General features: G+C 62.3%; 23 protein-coding genes. 3 read left to right on the top strand and 20 right to left on the bottom strand.

Going from position 1 to position 17,651, the window contains the following annotated elements; translation table 11 throughout:
* Window positions 1-6 precede the first annotated feature (6 nt).
* The 7 genes from Tal182_RS05590 to Tal182_RS05560 form a co-directional block, all read right to left on the bottom strand.
* A complete protein-coding gene (locus Tal182_RS05590; protein WP_085858475.1) occupies window positions 7-276 on the bottom strand; it encodes a hypothetical protein in 270 nt (89 codons plus the stop codon).
* Complete coding sequence (locus Tal182_RS05585; protein WP_085858473.1) at window positions 276-1,862, bottom strand: phage portal protein; 1,587 nt, start codon at window positions 1,860-1,862, stop codon at window positions 276-278. Before Tal182_RS05585 ends, Tal182_RS05590 begins: the two co-directional genes overlap by 1 nt.
* Window positions 1,844-3,814 carry a terminase gpA endonuclease subunit gene (locus tag Tal182_RS05580; protein WP_085858471.1) on the bottom strand — a complete coding sequence of 657 codons (1,971 nt, stop codon included), beginning with the start codon at window positions 3,812-3,814 and terminating at the stop codon, window positions 1,844-1,846. Before Tal182_RS05580 ends, Tal182_RS05585 begins: the two co-directional genes overlap by 19 nt.
* 1 nt (window position 3,815) lies before the next feature.
* Window positions 3,816-4,451, bottom strand: a complete 636-nt coding sequence (locus Tal182_RS05575; RefSeq protein WP_085858469.1) for a hypothetical protein — start codon at window positions 4,449-4,451, stop codon at window positions 3,816-3,818.
* 173 nt (window positions 4,452-4,624) lie between these two features.
* A complete protein-coding gene (locus Tal182_RS05570; protein ID WP_085858467.1) occupies window positions 4,625-5,161 on the bottom strand; it encodes a hypothetical protein in 537 nt (178 codons plus the stop codon).
* A gap of 209 nt (window positions 5,162-5,370) precedes the next feature.
* Window positions 5,371-6,009, bottom strand: a complete 639-nt coding sequence (locus Tal182_RS05565; protein WP_085858465.1) for a transcription termination/antitermination NusG family protein — start codon at window positions 6,007-6,009, stop codon at window positions 5,371-5,373.
* Entirely contained in the window at window positions 5,993-7,327 is a 1,335-nt protein-coding gene (locus tag Tal182_RS05560; RefSeq protein WP_164517760.1) for a helix-turn-helix domain-containing protein, read from the bottom strand. Before Tal182_RS05560 ends, Tal182_RS05565 begins: the two co-directional genes overlap by 17 nt.
* A gap of 111 nt (window positions 7,328-7,438) precedes the next feature.
* On the opposite strand from Tal182_RS05560, the gene Tal182_RS05555 reads away from it, so the two are divergent.
* A complete protein-coding gene (locus Tal182_RS05555) occupies window positions 7,439-7,636 on the top strand; it encodes a hypothetical protein (RefSeq protein ID WP_125461457.1) in 198 nt (65 codons plus the stop codon).
* Between the two features lie 71 nt (window positions 7,637-7,707).
* The gene (locus tag Tal182_RS05550; protein ID WP_085858459.1) at window positions 7,708-8,133 is read left to right on the top strand and encodes a HicB family protein; all 426 of its coding nucleotides are present in this window, start codon (window positions 7,708-7,710) and stop codon (window positions 8,131-8,133) included.
* A gap of 11 nt (window positions 8,134-8,144) precedes the next feature.
* Here Tal182_RS05550 and Tal182_RS05545 read toward each other — a convergent pair whose 3' ends face one another.
* The 13 genes from Tal182_RS05545 to Tal182_RS05485 all read right to left on the bottom strand — a co-directional run bounded on the left by Tal182_RS05545 (window position 8,145) and on the right by Tal182_RS05485 (window position 16,649).
* Entirely contained in the window at window positions 8,145-9,008 is an 864-nt protein-coding gene (locus Tal182_RS05545) for a DNA adenine methylase (protein ID WP_085858457.1), read from the bottom strand.
* Complete coding sequence (locus Tal182_RS05540) at window positions 9,008-11,149, bottom strand: DNA cytosine methyltransferase (RefSeq protein WP_085858455.1); 2,142 nt, start codon at window positions 11,147-11,149, stop codon at window positions 9,008-9,010. The genes Tal182_RS05545 and Tal182_RS05540 overlap by 1 nt, the downstream gene beginning before the upstream one ends.
* Window positions 11,146-11,439, bottom strand: a complete 294-nt coding sequence (locus Tal182_RS05535; protein WP_085858453.1) for a hypothetical protein — start codon at window positions 11,437-11,439, stop codon at window positions 11,146-11,148. The genes Tal182_RS05540 and Tal182_RS05535 overlap by 4 nt, the downstream gene beginning before the upstream one ends.
* The gene (locus Tal182_RS05530) at window positions 11,436-11,639 is read right to left on the bottom strand and encodes a hypothetical protein (protein ID WP_085858451.1); all 204 of its coding nucleotides are present in this window, start codon (window positions 11,637-11,639) and stop codon (window positions 11,436-11,438) included. The genes Tal182_RS05535 and Tal182_RS05530 overlap by 4 nt, the downstream gene beginning before the upstream one ends.
* The gene (locus tag Tal182_RS05525; protein WP_085858449.1) at window positions 11,636-11,911 is read right to left on the bottom strand and encodes a hypothetical protein; all 276 of its coding nucleotides are present in this window, start codon (window positions 11,909-11,911) and stop codon (window positions 11,636-11,638) included. The genes Tal182_RS05530 and Tal182_RS05525 overlap by 4 nt, the downstream gene beginning before the upstream one ends.
* The gene (locus tag Tal182_RS05520) at window positions 11,901-12,251 is read right to left on the bottom strand and encodes a hypothetical protein (RefSeq protein ID WP_085858447.1); all 351 of its coding nucleotides are present in this window, start codon (window positions 12,249-12,251) and stop codon (window positions 11,901-11,903) included. The genes Tal182_RS05525 and Tal182_RS05520 overlap by 11 nt, the downstream gene beginning before the upstream one ends.
* The gene (locus Tal182_RS05515) at window positions 12,248-13,801 is read right to left on the bottom strand and encodes a hypothetical protein (RefSeq protein ID WP_085858445.1); all 1,554 of its coding nucleotides are present in this window, start codon (window positions 13,799-13,801) and stop codon (window positions 12,248-12,250) included. The genes Tal182_RS05520 and Tal182_RS05515 overlap by 4 nt, the downstream gene beginning before the upstream one ends.
* Window positions 13,798-14,070, bottom strand: a complete 273-nt coding sequence (locus tag Tal182_RS05510) for a helix-turn-helix domain-containing protein (RefSeq protein ID WP_225881736.1) — start codon at window positions 14,068-14,070, stop codon at window positions 13,798-13,800. Before Tal182_RS05510 ends, Tal182_RS05515 begins: the two co-directional genes overlap by 4 nt.
* Window positions 14,070-14,534, bottom strand: coding sequence for a helix-turn-helix domain-containing protein (locus Tal182_RS05505; protein ID WP_085858443.1), 465 nt, complete (start codon window positions 14,532-14,534; stop codon window positions 14,070-14,072). The genes Tal182_RS05510 and Tal182_RS05505 overlap by 1 nt, the downstream gene beginning before the upstream one ends.
* The gene (locus tag Tal182_RS05500; protein WP_245344819.1) at window positions 14,527-15,375 is read right to left on the bottom strand and encodes a DUF6551 family protein; all 849 of its coding nucleotides are present in this window, start codon (window positions 15,373-15,375) and stop codon (window positions 14,527-14,529) included. Before Tal182_RS05500 ends, Tal182_RS05505 begins: the two co-directional genes overlap by 8 nt.
* Window positions 15,375-15,605: a hypothetical protein gene (locus Tal182_RS05495; protein WP_085858441.1), complete on the bottom strand. Its 231-nt coding sequence runs from the start codon at window positions 15,603-15,605 to the stop codon at window positions 15,375-15,377. Before Tal182_RS05495 ends, Tal182_RS05500 begins: the two co-directional genes overlap by 1 nt.
* 2 nt (window positions 15,606-15,607) lie before the next feature.
* Window positions 15,608-16,096, bottom strand: coding sequence for a hypothetical protein (locus Tal182_RS05490; protein WP_089152653.1), 489 nt, complete (start codon window positions 16,094-16,096; stop codon window positions 15,608-15,610).
* A 301-nt stretch (window positions 16,097-16,397) separates the two neighbouring features.
* Window positions 16,398-16,649, bottom strand: a complete 252-nt coding sequence (locus tag Tal182_RS05485) for a hypothetical protein (protein WP_085860844.1) — start codon at window positions 16,647-16,649, stop codon at window positions 16,398-16,400.
* Window positions 16,650-16,726: 77 nt separating this feature from the next.
* Here Tal182_RS05485 and Tal182_RS05480 point away from each other — a divergent pair, with 77 nt between their 5' ends.
* Entirely contained in the window at window positions 16,727-17,440 is a 714-nt protein-coding gene (locus Tal182_RS05480; RefSeq protein ID WP_245344818.1) for an XRE family transcriptional regulator, read from the top strand.
* The last annotated feature ends 211 nt before the right edge of the window (window positions 17,441-17,651 follow it).

Here is a 17,651-nt window from a genome sequence, read left to right as displayed (position 1 = left end):
TGATCCTCAATATCGGAAGCGCCAACGACGGGAGACGCGGCATTGCCCGTTCTTCTGCCGGCAGAGATCGTCCAGACGCTGTATTTCCGCGTCTAGCTGCGCCACCGTCGATGATGCGACCTTGATGCGCTGTTGCATGACGGGCGAGCGGATCTCGCTTTCCTCGATCTGCCCGCCTGTGATGCGCTTGTAGCGAACGGCCCTGAGTGCCGTCGCCAGCGCGCAGGGATCGTCGATATCGACCAAAACGCCGTCGATCTTCACCATGTTCGGCATCAGGCATTTTCCTTGGCGGACTGGACGCTCTTGTTCGCCGGCTCGCTCCCGGTCTTACGCGCGAAGGGCGACGGCATGCCTGCATCGACATATCGCTTGTGCCAGCGAGCATTCGACTCGAAGATCTCTTCGGCGTCCTGACCATTGGCCGAGGCCTCGGCCTCGAGCGAACTCGTTCCGTTCGACAGGCGCTCACTGGCGGCCTTCGCTGCCTTTTCGTCATCGGCCGTCGGTTTCGACGGCCCAAGTCCGAGCGCCCACAAGATCGCGTCGCGATTAGTCTGAAATACTTCGGCGCCGCCCTTGAACGGAATTTTTCCCTCGCCGATCATTTCGTCCAGCCAGCTCGCATAAGGCACGAGCAAATGCGGAGCGGCAATGCGGTCAGTCCGGCGCGTGGCGACAGGATGGATCGAGGCGTTTTCCATCATTGTCGAGGCGTAAGTCGCGTTCGTGTAGTCGAGGGTATAACCGCCGTAGCTCATGCCGAGCGCCCTGGCTGTCTCGCGATGAAGCGAAGCGAGGAACGGCTGATAGTCACGACCTGGCGTGGTGGGCGTTTTGAATTCAAGCCGCTCGCCAGGCGCCAGATGCGAAATGCCGGCGCCAGCTCCGAGGCGGATCTCGGATTCCGCCGCGCGATCGAGCTGCGCCTTGAAATAATTAACGAAGTCGGACGCGATATCCTCGGCGCCCTGGCCGCCGGCGTCCTTCAACGTTTCCAGCGCTTCGAATGCTTCGGCCGCAGGCCTGTCGCTGGTCAGCGTCGCGGCGTAAATCGTCTGCATGAAGTTCGTCTGTGCGGTGGCGTCGTCCGTATTCTCCGCCATCAGATATTTTCGGAACGTCGGCGCCATCGGCGTCACGCCGCGCACGTCTTCGGCCGAGAACGGATCGAACGCATGCATCACCAGCTGCCGGCCATCCGCATCCCGCGCGGCATAGTCCCGCTTCACGTCGATGCCTGTACGGCGCTCGATGAACCGGTAGTGGGTTGGCCGACCGTTCGCATCGTGGATGATGCCCTGGTACAGCCCTTCCATCTCGTTGGTGTCCTGCACCAGCTTCGACGGCGATACCAGCAGGAATTTCGTGCCAGAGGTGATGCCGTAGCGTCGTCTTTCAGCCCGTGTCATGAAGCTCACGATGCCTAGGCTTTCGCCGAAGCCAAGCCAGTTGCGGATACCGATATCGGTCATCTGCGGCAGCGTAAACTTGCCCCGGAAATCACACTCCGCCGCATTCCAGGCCCAGGCTTTGAATCGCGCCTTGACCAGCTTCACCCATTCCGAAGCTTCGGTCTGATCGTAGCCGAACCGAAGGAGATCGGGTTGCGGGTTGAGCGTGAGCTCGACACCGACCGTATCGGCAATGATCTGGTCGACCGCACCGCGCAGCCGCCCGCTATTGTGCAGCAGATCCATGGCGAGGCCCGCCGCCCTCCACCAGATGCGCCGCACCTCGTCTCGATGTTCGCGAAGCGAAGCCGGCCGCGAGGCGATGACGCCCGACGGCGTATCGCGCAGATAGCCAGCGCTGGTGCCGGCCTTGACACGGACGCGGGGCTTTACCGTCGTTTCTTCCATCGGTTCTCGTTTTCCGTCTTCTTCGCTGCCGGCGTTGGTGCGTTTTCAACCGTGTCAGTGGAAGCTACTGCGACCGTTCTCGCGACCCCGAAAAGGCCGTCTTCAAAATCGAGTTGAGCGTCTGGCGGGTGCGTTTCCCGCTCGAACTCGAGGCGGTCCCAAATACGGTCGGGCAGTCCGCGGACGCCATAGAGGATCGCTGCGACTTCGGCCTGGTTCATGGTATCCAGCATTTCGTTTGCCTGCGCCGGATCCTTCTCCCATTTGTATTCCGTGAAGCCGTCCTTCCGCTTCTTCGGAACACGCCGCTCGGCCGTGAGCTGGCGGTAATACTCGTCCTCGAGGCCGATCGGAAAACCGACATAGCCGCGGTCGAGAGGATCTTCCTTCGAGACGTTGCGATAGAGCGCCATCTTCAGGATGCTGGCGTTGAAGTTATAGAACCGCCGGGAATATTTGAGCAGCTTGCCCGTCCGGTTGTTCCGTTCCTTCTTGACCCTCGCCGTCAGCGGCGCGCTCTCGGTGTTGCTGCCGCGGACCATGACTACGCGAGAGGCAGGGTGCCGTTTTGCCCACTCCCAGACTTCCTCGGTATAGGCATTGCCGTCGATCGCGACCTTGTCGGGTGCAATCTTCTGCCCGTAGCGGTTCGGCCAAGTCTGAACAGTCAGCGCGTCGAGCCGCTCCTGGCAGACCTTGTCCGAGATATGACCCGGGATGACGCCGCAGTCGACGACCCAGCGCCTAAATTCCCTGCCGAAGGCGACGAGCTGCCATTCGACGCGGTCCTGCTGGCAGTCGATACCCAGGGTCAAAATCAGCCCGCCTGTCGGGATGCGACCCCTCGCCTCTTCCGACCTCGCCCCGCGGTCTCTCAGCATCTCCCAGGGCGGCGCCTCGCCGGCAGTCACATAGGCGACGCCGACGGTGTCGTTGAGGAAAGTCTGCTCGGAGGCAGGATCGCCTCTGGCGCTCAACCATTCACGAGCAATCCGTTCCCAGCTCTGCAGGACCGAATAGGCCGACCAGATGTAGAACGACCGGTGCTGCCGCTTCGCTTTTGGGTTATGAGACCGGAACTCCAGCCGCCGCATCATCTGCGGCCGGTGATGCTCCTCGATCTCGCAGCCGCATTCGGTGCAGGTGAAATGGGCATTCTCCGGCTTGTCCTCGTCGAGGTCCGCCAGCATGTTCTGCCACTCCAGCACCTGGAAATGTTCGCAGTGCGGGCACGGCACATAGGGGTATTCCTGGCTGCCGTCCTCGAAATTCCGCGTGATCCGGCAGCCAGGCATGACCAGCGGCGTCGAGATCTTGAGGATCTTCGCGAACTCGTGCGCGCGAGACCGGCTGTCTGCTTGCGTTTCCGGGTCGCCGCCGGAATTGTTCTCCCACTTCGACAGGTCATCCTGGACCTGCCGCTTCATCGTCACCTGCGACAGCGACGCCGGCGAATTCGCGCCGGAGATCTGGATGGCACCGCGCCCGTCGATGCGCTCCTTATAGAGCACCGAGTCCAGGCCGTCCCTGTTCTTCATCGGGAACAGCTTGGCGAGCGACGTCGTGTTGCGAAGCATCGGAGCAAGCTTCATCTTGCTCCAGCGTTGTGCGTTGTTCTCAGTCGGATGGACGTAGAGGAAATCCCCCGGGTCCATTTCGATTGAGCCGCCGGTGAAGATGTTGGCGACGACGGTCCCGCCGATCTGCGCCGACTTTGCAATCGTCACGACCCGGCAGGGATCATCCGGCGACAGCGCCCGGAGCACCTCGTCGAAATATGCAAACAGGTTCCGATTGTACGGCCCCGGGTAAGGGCTCTCACGCTCGGAGAAGACGATGTTCCGCTCGGCCCAGCCGAGATAGTCGACCTCGGGCGGGGGCGTCAGGACCTGCGCCATGACGTCGTAGCCGACGCGCTGCGCATTAGCGGTGTCGACGATGACTGAGGTCATGTCAGTTCAAGCTTTCGATGTCCTCGGCGGCGATCTCGACTGGCGTCGTCCCCGGCAGTTCCACCGCCATCGTCTGCATTTGGCGGGCGGCCGTCGCACGGATCTGCCGGAACTGCTTTCGCAACAGATGCAGGACGTCGCGCTGCGGCACCTTGAACTCGGCGGCAACAGCCGCGGCCAGGTCGGTCAGACCGCCCTCGAAAACCTGCAACATGCCGGCGGCAATGCGGGTCATTTCGGCGCGAGCCTGGTCGGTCTCGATCAGCTGGCCCCGCGACTGCGCGTCGGCGATGGCAGCGTTGCGATTGACGCGCCGGATCTGCTCCAGCTTCTGCTGCTTGATCTCATGATCAAGGCCAGTCGGAGCGGAAAGCGGCAGTGTCGCATTGCCGGCCGGCTGCGAAGGAACCGAGATAGGCTCTCCAGCTTCCAGCCTGGTGTCGATCCCATTGCCGAGCCGCTGCGAGACGTCCAGCGCCAGCCTGAGGTCTGCCTTGGCACGCTCAACGTCGATCTTCGCGCGCTGGCCCGATCCGATGATGGCCGCTGCACTGATCTGCCCTGCCGCGATGAACTGGGAAACCCGTCCGGGCGAGACATTGATCATCGCCGCGAACTCGCTCTTCGAAACTTCCATCGCCCTAAAGCTCGACCTTTAATCCTTTAGCCAGTTTTAGAAGTTTTAGGCTTCAGTTTTACTCTCAGACTGACCAGATTTCGGGGTCGTCCCGGCCCGCGGGCGGGGGATCGGTTTATACGGTCCCTTGACCGGGGGGGGTGCCCCCGAGGGTCGAGGGCATTGGGGGTGGGTCACCTCGGGAGGAGCTGGTCGATCTCGTGAAGGACGCGGGGCAGCAGGAACTGTTCGATCACTTCGGCGAGCGCCGGCAGGAACTCATCGGGGTTGTTGGTCACGTCGTGAGCAGGGTTGGGTCCGTACAGTTCGCGAATCGGCAGACGACCTTTGCCGACACGCTTCATCACGCCGCGGTGTCCGCTTTTCATCTCGGCGATAAAGGCCGACTTGTAAGAACCGCGGGCTCTGACCCTGACCCCTCGGCTGATCTGCGTCGCACCGAGTTCGTAGAGGGAAATCCATCCCGACTTTTCGATGACCTCGATCGAGTTGCTGCCGGCATTGAAGTGCGCCGTCGTGATCTTGCGGATCTTCGACTGCGAAACACTGAGACGTTCGGCGCTGCGGCGAACAACCCGCGTTCTCGCCATCTGCGTCATGCGTCGCATCGCCCTGCCCATGGCCTTCGCCTTGATGGCCCCTGGCAGACCGGCGATCGCGCGGGAGAGCTGCTCGATCTCGCTTGCGTCGAAATGAATTTCTGCGGCCATACTCTATGACGCGAAAAGGCGACCCGAAGGTCGCCTCGCTCAAGTCCGCCGAATTGTCATAGCTGTCGCACTGCCCTTGAATCGATGCCTCTGGGAGGCTTAGGGCTGGGGCTGACCGGTGTACCGACCTCGGGCTATTGCCCCGCACTCTCGTGCGTTTTCAGAGGCTCACTGCAGGATCATCAGCTCATCCGTGGTGAGATTTCTACTCATATCTTTTCGAGAATTGCAAGAGGCATCAGCACGGGCACCGTGCCGCTGAAAAGATGCATCTCGACGACCGCATCGCCCTTTCCGTCGTTGCGGCAGGAGATGATTTCACCGGAGAACGAAGCGAACGGACCATCGCTAACGCGCACCTTCTCGCCCCTCTTAAATACCGTGACAGGACGCTCCCAATTGAGATCACCGCCATCGGCCAATGCCTTGAATCTCTTGACTTCACTGTCCGGAATACGATGCGGCGACATGCACCCGCCGACCACGTCGATGACGTGCTCAAAACCCCGAATTGCAAGGAAAGCTTGGTCTGATGCGAAGAAGCGAACGAGCACATAGCCGGTCATAACGGGGATCTTCGAGGCTGGAATCTTCCGTCCGCGGCGTCGGTATTCAGGCCCCATGCGCATCGGAACCACCGCCTCAATACCAGCCTCGTCAAGAGCCTCATACACAGCAATTTCGCGTCCCGACATCACACGAACTGCAAACCAAGGCGAATCAGCCCCGGTTCTGAGCGATGCCGCCGGCAGCATTTCCGCTCTGATTCGCCGCATGCGATATTCGAAGCTCTCGCTACGGGCGACGCCAATCGGAATTCCCTCAAACTTATCACGCTGCATCGTCATCGCCCCGCTCCATGCCCAGCGCCGCCCGTGCGGCTATTTCGAAATCGCGCAGGCCGTCCGGCCCGCCTCTTGGGAAAAACACCACCGGCATCTGGCCGGGATCCGGCACGAACTGCCAGTTCATCAGCGAGTGGTATTCGCGCCAGCGCTCGTAGAGTGGCGAGCCGACAGGCACCGCCTCGCAGAGCTGCACCAGCGCCAGGAAGCGCTTGTCGATCGGTTCGCGAGCGCGTTCTGCCGCCAATCTGTGCAGGCGGGTGACTTCGGGATAGCCTTCCTGGAGCACGCGCCGGCGGTATTCCTGCTCGTGGAAATCAGGAGGAAAGACGAGATTGCTGCCTTCCACCGTGATGCCGCGCTCTTCCAGGAAGGCGGCAGCCTTGCTGGCGCTGGTGCGGCGGTAGACCTCGTAAACCCGCGTCGTCGATTGGAAGATGTCGTCGGGAACCTCGACGTGCGCCGGCCCGTCGAGCAGAGCGAGGCTGCGCAACCCCGCCCAGATCGGCCCGAACGGCTTTACCAGGACCTGCTCTTCCTGCGCCTTTGCCCGCTGATGAGCGGCCTTCGCCTCATCAGGGATGCGCTCCCAGCGTTTTTCGGAGAGATAGGTCGAGGCGGCCACCGCCTTTGTGCGTCCGATCTTCTTGCGCTCTTCCAGCCAGATCGGGGTCAGGCGCTCGCATTCGGCCCGCTCGGCCGAGGTGAGCGCGTTCCACTCGCGCCGAGCATTCGGCTCGCTATCGTCGAGGTACCCAGGCATGCGGGCAAACCATGCCCGGAACCGCCGTTCCAGCGCCTTGGGATTTTCTTCCCCTTCCTCGTCGCGATCGCGCTCTCTCTCCCTTCGTTCATCTGGGGGAGTTAAATTACTGTCGTTAATAGGTGCCGGTCCAGAACCGGCAGGGGGTGCCGGTCTAGGACCGGCAGGGGGTGCCGGTATACCGGCAGGGGGTGCGGCGGAATTTTCACCCTTGATAGGACCAAATTCCTGCTCGTCCTCGCCGTCCCATGCGCCGAATGCATCGCTGATCGGTGCGCGATCGAGCAGGACACGATACCAGTGCGCGCTGTCGCGGCCGTCGGCGCTCGCCACCTTCTGCTTCTCGACGGCGCCGATCTCGGCCAGCCGATTGAGCGAATCCTGCACCGTCGAGCGGCCGCAGCCGAGCTGCTCGGCCATCTTGACCTGGCTGCGTCGGCACCAGCCTTCCTTGTTCGTATAGGTCCCGAGCAGGCACAACACCTTTAGATCGCTGCCCTTGAGGCGGCTGTCGGTGACGATCCACGCCGGGATGATGGAGAAACGCGGGCTGCTCAAGACCATCCCCTCGCCAGCTTACGCCCTGCAAAATTCGGACAAAAATGTCCGAATTCACTTGACGCTCGGACAAAAATGTCCGAATATGTTTTCATTGAAACGGAGATGGACATGGACAAGCGGGATCGCTTCATCGCTGAACTCAGGGACGAAGCAAAAGAACGCGGCCTTTCCTTCCGGGTCAGCAAATCGAAGGGCAAGGGCGGGCATGCAACGGTCTGGATAGGAGACCGCTTCACGACCCTCCCGAGCCGGGAGATAGACCCGAAGACGGCAGCGAAGATAAGGAAAGGTCTGGGGCTCACCTGAGCCCCGGACTTTCGCTTGAGTACCGCTTGCCCATGTCCCCAAAGGCCAGCTGTGGCCAAGGAGAGAAGACCATGAAGACATACGCTTATGCGGCGACCTTCGAGCCTACGGAACGCGAGGGCGGCTTTACCGTCACCTTCGCCGATGTCCCCGAGGCGATCACCGAGGGGGATGATATGGCGCAGGCCCGTGAAATGGCGGCCGATGCGCTCGGCATCGCCTTGCTCACTTATCTGGAGATCGGCAAGCCCCTGCCGGCGCCTACGGCAGACGGCGTGATGATCACGCCCGACCCCGAGGTCGCCGCCAAGATCGCCGTCATCGAGACCTTCCAGGAGGCCGGCATTCCGCGAACCGAGCTCGCCCGCCGTATGGGAAAGAACGAGAAGGAAGTGCGCCGGCTGCTGGATCCTGACACAAGCACGAAGATGCCGCTGCTGGTCAGCGCGTTGGCCGCTATGGGCAAGCGCCTGGTGATCGGGCTGGAAGCTGCTTAGAGAGAGACGCCTCATGCCGCCCCTCCCGCGATCGAGAACAGCGGGGTGCCGTGCCCTGCGCTATGCGCCTCTGTCACGCCCTGCAAAGCGTCTGCTGCGGCAGGGTTGATCCATAGCACCTCGAGCCGTTCGCGCCCGCCGTCAGCATAGGACACGGTCTGCACCCTGCGCCAGTCGCCGAGGATGGCGTCGTAAAGCTCGGAGCGGTATCCGGAAATCAGGATCATCGCTTCGCTCGTGCGAGCCCGTTCCAGCAGCTCGCGATGATCGTCATCGCTCATCTCGTGGCGATAAAGCTTGCCGGCCGATCGAGTGCTGGCGACGTATGGCGGGTCCATGTAGATCAGCGCATGGGTCCGAGAGTACCGCTTTAGGCAATCGACCGCTGGCACGTTCTCAATAAGAACATGCGTGAAACGTCCAGCCACAGCCAGGACTTCGTCCGGCAGGCTCGCCAGCGAGCGAAGGCGGCCGGTGTAGCCGTCTGGATTGGTGCGCGCGTCGAAGCCGCTCTTCTGAACTGCCCCTTTCGAACTCATCCCCATGAATGACCGGGCAATAAACGACCGTGCCCGATCGAGATCGTCGGCCGGTTCGCCACAGAGCGACCTATATTCATCGCGAGCGTATGGTGTCAGCGCCAGCGCCAGCGCAAGATCGGCAGGGCGATCGCGCAGGACCTTGAACATATTCACCAGATCCCGATCGAGATCGTTGTAGACCTCGGTAATGGCGCGCGGCTTCTGCAGGATGACCGCGCCGGAGCCGCCGAACGGCTCGACATAGACCTTGTGCGGCGGGAAATGTGCAATCACCCATTCGGCGATACGCCACTTACTGCCATGCCAGCGAAGAACAGGACGGTTTGGTTGCATCACTCGGCCGCCTCGACGAATTCATAGCGGCCGTTGCACTCGGCCAGCAGCTGGATCATCTTCTTCGGAACGCTGTTGCCGACGAGGTGGCCGAGCTCGGTCTTATTCGGCTTACGTTTCACGTGCTTGCCCTGTTCATTGATGAATTCGATCACATGGTCGAAACTCTTCGGGTCAAAGCCGTGCGCCGCAGCACCTTCCAGCGGGTCGAGCATGCGCATGCAGATATCGGTGATGACCATCGTCTGACCGTTGACCACGACGGTGACCAGCCCGTGCCGATCGTTGACCGTCAACGTATGCAGTGGGTCGCGCACGTCGTGGCTGTTTTCGCCGGAACCATAATAGGTTTGCAGGAACGGCAGGATCAGCATCTCATGACCACCGCGTCCGCCCCCGCAAGTCTGCGTCGGCAGAGGATCACGGATATCCTGACCATGTCGATTGGTTCCGCGAAGACTGCCGAGCGCCGCCGTCACCACGCCCTGCTGCGTCTGTCCGCGATCGCCACCCGTCGTCATCGTCGACAGCGGCTCTTCAGCCGAATGGCCGACGACGCCAGTGTTGTGCTGCGCAAGGAAAGCCGCGACGACGGCCTGCTGGTGACTGACCGTAACAGTTGCCAGCGGATCGGCGATCTCTCGCCCCGAGCGAAACTCGACGGAGCCGTCGGCGCGCGGGTCACTGTTGTGCTGCGCGAGGTAAGCCGCGACAACTGCCTGCCGCTGACCGCCCGCTGTCTGCGTCCCGACCGGGTTTTCGACATCGAGGCAGCGCGCCACCTGGCCGGCATGCTCTCCGTTGCCCGCCTGGATCATGCTGGCGACGACCAGCGAAATACCGGCTCCGCCGGCTGTCACCGTATGAAGCGGCTCATCGGCGGCGCCGAACGGCTTTTGCGAATTGCGCATCGTCGACATGTGCACCGCCGCAACACCGAGCGGCGGTGCGCCTCCCGGGCGCTTCTCGAAATTGTTCGCCGTAAAGGTCGGCAAAGAATCTTCCAGATCCGCGCCGGTCGAGCCGGTACGGAATTTAGTCAGATGCGCAGAGATAACGGATTTACCCGGGCTGGCCGCCACCGTGCGTAGCGGCTCCTCTGCCGACCACTCCGAGACCCCGCGCCCCTGCCCTTCGCCGTGTGCAGTATCGACGATAGTCGGCGCTACCAGCATCAGCTCGCCGCGATGGGCGGTGGTCAGCGTGCGCAGCGGCTCGTCGACCGCATGCACCCTATCGCCACCGGCGTGGGTGATCGGTATGATGAACGGCTTGTTGGCATTGACGACATAGCGGATGACGCCGCGGGCGATCCGGCGCAGCGTCGCGTCGGCCAGTGGCTTCTTGCGGCCGAAGATTGATTTCACGGGCAGCGACCAGTCGATGATCGTATGTGCGCCCACCCACGGCTTGAGGCCGAGAGCCTTTGCCTTGTCGCGCGGAGCATGTGTGCGCTCCGGCCAGTAGATCGGGCCACCGTCTGCCCTCGCCACGCCGAAGAAGCGCTTGCGGATCGTCGGAATGCCGTAATCGGCGCAGACGAGAACGCGGTGATCGAAGCTATAGCCAAGGCCTTCCATGTGCCGCAGCCAGGCGCGCCAGATCCGCCCCTTGTGGCGCGGATCCGGGATCAGCCACTGCTCGTCGAGCGGGATGCGCTCGCCCTTGGCAGCGATCGAGCCATCGCGACGCATCGCTCTGCCCGTCTTCTTGTCGCGCTTGCAGATCAGCGGACCCCAGGTCTTGATCTCCTGGACGTTTTCCATGGTGATCACTTCAGGGCGCACCTGTCCCGCCCAGCGCGGAATCACCCACGCGAGCGAGCGCCGCCGCTTGCTGACCGGCTTCGAACCTTTGGCGACCGAGAAATGCGTGCAGTCCGGCGATGCATGCAAGATGCGGACGCCGCGACCGCGCGTCGCCTCGATTGGGTCGACCTCGAAGACATCACAGCGCAGATGCCGCGTATGCGGATGGCGCTTTTCGTGCATGGCGATCGCCAGCGGATCGTGGTTGACGGCTAGGTGCACATGAAACCCGGCGTCCTCCAACCCGTCGCAGCCCCCGCCCATGCCGGCGAACAGGACGACGGTCATGCGGTTGTCGAGCCCGAAGCTCTTCGGCATTGCCATGGAATTCATTCCGCCCCCTCTGCGGCCCGCGCCGCTTCCCTCATTGCCCCGGCCGCCATGTGCACGGGCATCACGACCCTCGCGGGGAATGTCCCGTCCGGCAGTCTCGTTGCGTTCGAATAGGCAAGCAGGGCATCGAGATAGGCGACGCCGGCGGCAAAGCCGCGCTGTTGCAAGATCCTCCGGATCGTCATCTGCTCGCGATGGATGATGCCGAGCGGGCAGCGCATCAGCCACAGCGCCCAGTCGGACGGTGCGTTGCTGTCTGTCAGCCCTTCGATGATCGGCAGCACGTTCATCGGATCACCAGCGCCCAGGCAAGCCAGGAAAACAGCGATGCAATGATCGCCAGCGCAAGGATCAGCAGGTTGAAAATCCGGTTGACCAGCCGCGAATATTCCGGCGCGCTGGCGCGCATCATCGGGATGGCGAAGCCAAAGGCGACGATCGTCATCACCAGCGGCAAGGTCCAGTTGCCTAAGACCACGTGAAAGCTCATGCTGCACCTCGCGTTTCACGGCGAACATTTGCTGTAACAGTTTGATTTCGCTTATCCAGAAAGGTCAGATAGGCCGTTGGATCGCGCTTCATCGCCGCGCAGAGCGCCAGCATGCTCGCCGCCGAAAGCACGTCCTCTCTGCAAGCGCGCGAGATCATCGCCGGGTTGAGGCCGGGATGGGCCTGCTGGGCGTCGCGCGTCGAAAGCTTGTTGTCGGCAAGCCACTTGCGGACGTCGCGGGCAAAGCGCGCGCGGTCGATCTCAGGCTGCATCGTCCGCCCTCCTATGCGCCATCCATTCCTGCTGATCGGTCCCGATCAGGCGCACGCCATGCGCCGTTGGACTGATTCCGAGCGCCCGCCACAGTTTCAGCCGGGCGTCGACCTCGATGCCGAGGCCCGCCCATGCACGATTGAAATCCTTGGCGGAAACGCCCGATAGTTTGCGCAGCTCGCCCCGCAGGCGCGCCTCGCGATGCTCTTGATCAGGCGTGGCCTTCAGGGGTGAATTCGGGTAGGCCGCCATGTAGAATTGCATCTTCACCCGGGCGCGCAGGAAGCCCTTCAGCATGGCAGGCGAAAAATCGGGCGTGGGCGTTTGGTGATCACTCATGCAGGCACCGCCTGGATCTGCTCGATGAGACTGATCAGCTTGGGATCGTTGATGACAGCCGCCGTGGCCTTGAGGGCAGTCCAGCCGTCGCTCGCCACCTTGAATCGACCTTCGCCGGCGCGGTTTATGAGCCGCTTCTCCAGCATCCAGTGAATGGCGCCTTCCGCAGTCGTCGGGCGCACGCCGATCGCCCGGCGCAGTTCGACGGCGTCAAAATCATCCTTGCCCGCGCACCAAAGCAGAGCCCTGGAAGAGACTTCCTCGACCCGCTCGTCGAGTGTCTTCCTCGGCGTCTCGCGCTTGAACTCTTCGAAGCGAACGCCGCTGGCATTGCCGCCCTCGCCGGGCTCCATCGCGTCCGCATCCTCGTAATCCTTCCAGTCGACGCGCTTGACGACAGTCGTGTCGCCATAGCTGCCATCGTCCTGCCGTTCCCAGACGAACCAGGCGGTGTTCATGCGGCTCGATGCCTTCGGCCCCTCGTAACCCTCGCGATGCATCATCGGCAGGCGGCGCTTGAAGACGTAGACGCGCGCCGGCGGGTTTTCGTCCATAACAAAATTGCGGGCGTCGTCGTCGAAGCCGCAGAGGAAATTGAGATTGAGCAGCAGCGCCATCTTGCGCGGCTTGTGGACGCGCAGCGCGTGCGCGACGTAATCGTTCAGCACCTCGCCATAGGGCGGATTGGTGCAGATATCGTGCCCCTCGCCCGGCGCTTCCGGCTGGCTGGCGAGGAAATCGCCGACGCCCTGCAGCTCGCCATGCTGAGTCACTGTCTGCCGATCGACGAGATCGGTGAGGACAACTTCGTAACCGGCCTCCTCCAGCACGCGCGAAATCGCGCCGAGGCCGCAGGATGATTCCCAAATCGTCGGCGAGAAGCTTTCGAAGGCGAGCAGCGTGCGCGTGGCGCAGGCGGGCGTCTGGTAAAAGTTTTCGCCCCGATCTTCCTTGCTGGCAGAGGCAGTGCCGACAGCGGCGCGCAGGTTCGCGCGGCTCGGCTCCAGCCCCTGCGAAAGCCGCGCCTCGATCGCGCGCTCGACGATGCCAGGATCCTTCACCTCGGCGTCGCGCAGCTTGCGCGCTTCGAGCAGCCGCCGGCGATCCACGCCGACATCGTCGAGCGTGAAAATGTCCGAGCCTGGGACATTTACCTTCTGTCCCGGCTTCGCCACCTGCCCCTTCGCCTGCGCCTCGTCGACAGCGTTCGCCATCGCCACGTAGCAGACGCTTTCGATCTTCAGAGCGTCCGCCTGCATGCGCCGCGCCTTGTCGATCAGCTGGCGGCTCGCCTTCACCTTCTCGGCATAGCCGGCCGCTGCCTTCGCCTGCTCATAGGCGCCGGCGGAAAGCAGCAGCGCCGCCTGATAATCGCCATCGTCGAGCAGCGCCCGCGCTCGCTCGATTGTCGCGGCTAGATCGGAAGCATCGGCGCGCGATGAAATGACGCCTTTGGCGGCTGCGTCACCGGCAGCCTTGATGGCGCCGAGCGTCGTTTCGACTGAAAGACCGCCGGGACCAGAAATGGTGATCGGGGTATCGTCGCTCACGCCGCCACCTCCGCCATGCCAGGCCGCGCCAGCCGATATCCCTGCCCCCAGATGGTTTCGATCCGCACACCGAACGGCTTGAGCTTCCGGCGCATCTTGCACACGAACACGTCGACAATCTTGATTTCAGGCTCTTCCGCCCGGTCGCTGTAGAGCGCCATCATGATGGATTGCTTCGTTCCGAAATCGCGGCTGGCGAGATGTGCAAAGACACGCGCTTCATTCGAGGTCAGCTGATATTCGACAGGCACCACGATGCTCGACGGCATCAGCGCCTCCTCGAGCTGGCGGATTCGCTCTTCGAGGAATTCGATGCGGTCGCGCTGGAGGTCGACGAGATCATCCATGCCGCGCCACCGTCGTTACCGGAACGGGGGGGGGTATGGGCGTATTTCTCGCGGTTGAGCAGGCTGTAGCCGACGAAGCGTCGGCTGATGATGACGACGCCGAACGGCTTCACCTTGCGCTTGAGCTTGCTGACATGGCTTTCGACGCAATTGATCTCGATTTCCTTGTCGAGGTCGAGCCGGTCACCATAGAGCGCCTCGTAAAGCATGTCCTTGGTGACGATCTCACGCCGGGTCAGCGCTGCGAAGATCCGGCGCTCGGCATTGACCAGCCGCCACTCCATCGGGATCTCGATATCTTTCGGCAAAAGCAGAGCTTCGAGTTGCCGCACGCGTTCGCGCAGCGTTTCGTTCTCGGTCCGGAGAATATCGAGTAGATCATCCACGCGCTTTTCTCCGGTTCATGAAGATGACCGAGGCCGTCGCCCGCCAGAGCGGCACCTTGCGCTCGGCAGCGAAGCGCTTGGCTTCCGTCTCCAGCTGCGCGGGCATTGCCTGCAGCAGCGCCGAGATCCGGTCGGGCTCGATCTGCCCCTTGTATTCGGTAGCAAACAGCAGATGCTCGACGGCGCGGATCAGGATGGCGCTAACCGGCGCCGCCCTGCCCTTGACGCAAATTTCAAGGATCTCGCGCGCGCCCCTGGCGTGCCGTCGCGAGATCACCGAGGCAATCGTCGAAACTGCCATGCTGTCGCCCGGCTTGAACTTTGCGAAGGGCGGCGGGTTTTTCAGCAGTGTCACGCCGGCGCGATCGCAAACTTGCGCCATGGTCAGCGCGTCTTCATCGCCGGCAGCAACGAGGGCCGCGTGCAGCTGCGTCGCCGTCACCTGGATGCGGTCGCGGTTGTGGCGCACGAAGGCCGACGCGCGCTCGGCCACCGCCTCGGCCCGCACGACCAGCACCGGTATCAGCGGGATGCCGCCATGAGTGACGGCTCCGATCGCCGTATGCTGCCCGTCGATCACGTGCAGCCGGGCGTCGACCTCGACGACGATCGGCGGCTTGAAGGCAAGCCAGCTCCATTCAGCGACGATCTTGCGAATCAGCCGGATAGAGCGATCGGAAAGGCCACGCTGATAACCTTCGTCGACGACGAGCTCGGCTGGCTTGACCAGGCGTACCTCGGGCATCCAGTCCGGCACGGCGGCGCGGGGCAAATCGGGAAAATCGAGCGGCGTGATCGTGCGCAGCGCGACGTCGGCGGAAACAGCAGCAGATGCATTCATCAGTCAGCCCTCATCAGCGCGTCGATGTAGCCGCGCCCCTTCTCGGTCACGGTCACGAAATGCGGGTCGTCGGCCAGGCGCTCGGCATAGCCGCCGGCAACAGCCACCTCGGCGCCGCGCTTGTCGCTTTCGAGCGACAGCGGATAGGCGCGTCCATGGCGGTCAATGAATTGCGCCGCTCGGTAGAGCAGCAGCCGTCCGTCGCGGTTGAGGCCGGGCTCGGTCACCATGGTCACTCCCCGCTCACGACCTTGAGGCCTGCCTTGACGCCGCCGGCCGCCTTGATGACGGCGAGCGCTGCACGCATGTCAGAGGCCGCGCGCTCAAGTCCGCCCGCCAACCGGTCAATCGTCGTCGCTTCCGAAGGCGTCACCTGGCCGTCGCTGATCGCCACGGCGATGGCGTTTGCCACCTCGGCCGAATGCCGCATCAGCTCGGCATGGCTGGTGAGAACGCTGATTTCGGCCTTGCGGGCTTCGTCCGGATCGGTCAGTCGCCGGCCGTTGGTTTCAGCGAGCACCGCGGTCACCAGCGCCTGGCCGCAATCGCGCTCCAGCACGGCGATCGCGCCGACCGGCATCAGGTCGGGTTCGGAACCGTTGTTCCAGCGTCCGACCTCGCTCTTGGAATAGCCCGATTTCTCGACGACGCGCATGATGCCGCCGCAGCGTTCGATGAGGTCCCTTTGCGCCGCCTTCACGCGGTAGAGAAATGCGTCCATGTCAGTCACTCCAGACAAAACAAAAGCCTTCCCGCGCCGGGAATTCCGGTGGGTTTTTCCCGTGGCGGGAACGATGCGGAAATGTGAGAACTCAGCTCATCAAGAGATCACGGAGGACCGCATGACAAAGCAAATGCAAACAGGGGCGCACCCGGTGGCCGCAAAGCCGCTGGGCGGATGCCGAAGCGAAGAACAGCAGGACCGCTCCAGCAAAAGAAAATCGCGCCGGACGCTTGGGGTCCGCCCGTCCGGCGCGAGGTGGCGCGGCATGGATTGGGGATGCCACGCTTCAGGGAGAGGGTCATTCGGCGGCCTCCGAGGTTTCCGGATAGGGAATGTCCCGCGCAATGCAATTCGCGCGATAGAACTCCTCAGGACCAAAGGCTGTCAGCGGAATAAGGACGCGCCAATGGCGATCAGGAATACCCGTGTGCCGCCACTTGTAGATAGCGTCGCGGGTAATCGCCACGCCGGCGTCGATGCACGCGCGCTCGATTGCGGCGACCCCACCCGCCTCTTTGATGATTTTCGTAACTGTGATTTCCGCATCCATGCACGAAGCTGTACTAGATTTTAAATCTACCTTCAAGCCATGGGAAATCTACACCAGAAAAAAATTCCGGATTTATTATGCGCTTTATGACTTGGTGGAAGCGACTGGACTCTCGTAGGATCGAGCTTGGATGGAGCGGTGCGGAACTTGCACGGCGCGCGGGTATTCCTTATGCGAACATAAACAAATATCTGAACGGCAAGATTGAGCAGCCCCGCGGCGAGGAAATGCAAAAACTCGCCTCCGCAATCGGTAAATCGGCCCTTTGGCTGCGCGACGGTCTGGAACTCAGCGACGTCGAGGCAGCACCCATCGAGGGCAGACTTCTGCCGGTTGCCGTTGTCGGAAAGGTCGAAGCGGGCACATTCCGCGAAGTTGACGACATGGACCAATCGGAAAGAGAGCTTCTGTCCCTGCCTGCGGATGATCGCTTCCCAAGCGCTCGGCTGATGGCCTTCGACGTCTCCGGCGATTCTATGAATGATCTGCGCCCGCGCCCGATCCTACCAGGCGATCGCGTCATCTGTGTTTCCTACGAGGACGTTGCCCACGAGGCACCTTTGCGGGATGGGATGGTCGTTGTCGTTGAAAGAACCCGCGATGGCGGCCAGACGCGCGAATGGTCCGTGAAACAGATCGAGCTCTACCAGGATAGAACGGAATACCACCCGCGCTCGACGAACCCAAAGCACAGACCCATCATGGTGCCACGCGACCACGCGGCCGACACAGGCACAATGGTCGAAATCATCGGCCTTGTGAGGAGGGTCGTAAACGACCTCCCATTCTAGGCAACGTCAGCAAGGACCTCGCTACATAGCGAGACGGCTACGAGAATGCCTATTGCGCTGTCACATTTTGCGCACGAGAAGCGCAAGCTCCTCAGAAAACCACTCTCCAGCAATTCCTCGACATCGCTCGGCGCGCCATCGATCCTCGGCACTGAAATGAGCCTGGCGCTCTCGCGCATGCAGTTCTCGCATCTGATCTGCAATTCAAATT

Origin of the sequence: Rhizobium sp. TAL182, from assembly GCF_002117725.1 — a bacterium.
GTDB classification, from domain to species: Bacteria; Pseudomonadota; Alphaproteobacteria; order Rhizobiales; family Rhizobiaceae; genus Rhizobium; species Rhizobium esperanzae.
The sequence above is the reverse complement of the archived record's forward strand: the minus strand, read 5'-3'. Positions and strand labels throughout refer to the sequence as shown.

Bases quoted from the DNA above. Each gene is read 5' to 3' on its own strand.
- Tal182_RS05490 (WP_089152653.1), bottom strand. From the start codon at position 16,096: ATGGACGCATTTCTCTACCGCGTGAAGGCGGCGCAAAGGGACCTCATC.
- Tal182_RS05525 (WP_085858449.1), bottom strand. From the start codon at position 11,911: ATGCAGCCTGAGATCGACCGCGCGCGCTTTGCCCGCGACGTCCGCAAG.
- Tal182_RS05555 (WP_125461457.1), top strand. From the start codon at position 7,439: ATGGACAAGCGGGATCGCTTCATCGCTGAACTCAGGGACGAAGCAAAA.
- Tal182_RS05580 (WP_085858471.1), bottom strand. From the start codon at position 3,814: ATGACCTCAGTCATCGTCGACACCGCTAATGCGCAGCGCGTCGGCTAC.
- Tal182_RS05570 (WP_085858467.1), bottom strand. From the start codon at position 5,161: ATGGCCGCAGAAATTCATTTCGACGCAAGCGAGATCGAGCAGCTCTCC.
- Tal182_RS05520 (WP_085858447.1), bottom strand. From the start codon at position 12,251: ATGAGTGATCACCAAACGCCCACGCCCGATTTTTCGCCTGCCATGCTG.
- Tal182_RS05550 (WP_085858459.1), top strand. From the start codon at position 7,708: ATGAAGACATACGCTTATGCGGCGACCTTCGAGCCTACGGAACGCGAG.
- Tal182_RS05565 (WP_085858465.1), bottom strand. From the start codon at position 6,009: ATGACGATGCAGCGTGATAAGTTTGAGGGAATTCCGATTGGCGTCGCC.
- Tal182_RS05585 (WP_085858473.1), bottom strand. From the start codon at position 1,862: ATGGAAGAAACGACGGTAAAGCCCCGCGTCCGTGTCAAGGCCGGCACC.
- Tal182_RS05480 (WP_245344818.1), top strand. From the start codon at position 16,727: ATGCGCTTTATGACTTGGTGGAAGCGACTGGACTCTCGTAGGATCGAG.
- Tal182_RS05500 (WP_245344819.1), bottom strand. From the start codon at position 15,375: ATGAATGCATCTGCTGCTGTTTCCGCCGACGTCGCGCTGCGCACGATC.
- Tal182_RS05545 (WP_085858457.1), bottom strand. From the start codon at position 9,008: ATGCAACCAAACCGTCCTGTTCTTCGCTGGCATGGCAGTAAGTGGCGT.
- Tal182_RS05535 (WP_085858453.1), bottom strand. From the start codon at position 11,439: ATGAACGTGCTGCCGATCATCGAAGGGCTGACAGACAGCAACGCACCG.
- Tal182_RS05530 (WP_085858451.1), bottom strand. From the start codon at position 11,639: ATGAGCTTTCACGTGGTCTTAGGCAACTGGACCTTGCCGCTGGTGATG.
- Tal182_RS05540 (WP_085858455.1), bottom strand. From the start codon at position 11,149: ATGAATTCCATGGCAATGCCGAAGAGCTTCGGGCTCGACAACCGCATG.
- Tal182_RS05575 (WP_085858469.1), bottom strand. From the start codon at position 4,451: ATGGAAGTTTCGAAGAGCGAGTTCGCGGCGATGATCAATGTCTCGCCC.
- Tal182_RS05510 (WP_225881736.1), bottom strand. From the start codon at position 14,070: ATGCCGTCGAGCATCGTGGTGCCTGTCGAATATCAGCTGACCTCGAAT.
- Tal182_RS05485 (WP_085860844.1), bottom strand. From the start codon at position 16,649: ATGGATGCGGAAATCACAGTTACGAAAATCATCAAAGAGGCGGGTGGG.
- Tal182_RS05495 (WP_085858441.1), bottom strand. From the start codon at position 15,605: ATGGTGACCGAGCCCGGCCTCAACCGCGACGGACGGCTGCTGCTCTAC.
- Tal182_RS05590 (WP_085858475.1), bottom strand. From the start codon at position 276: ATGCCGAACATGGTGAAGATCGACGGCGTTTTGGTCGATATCGACGAT.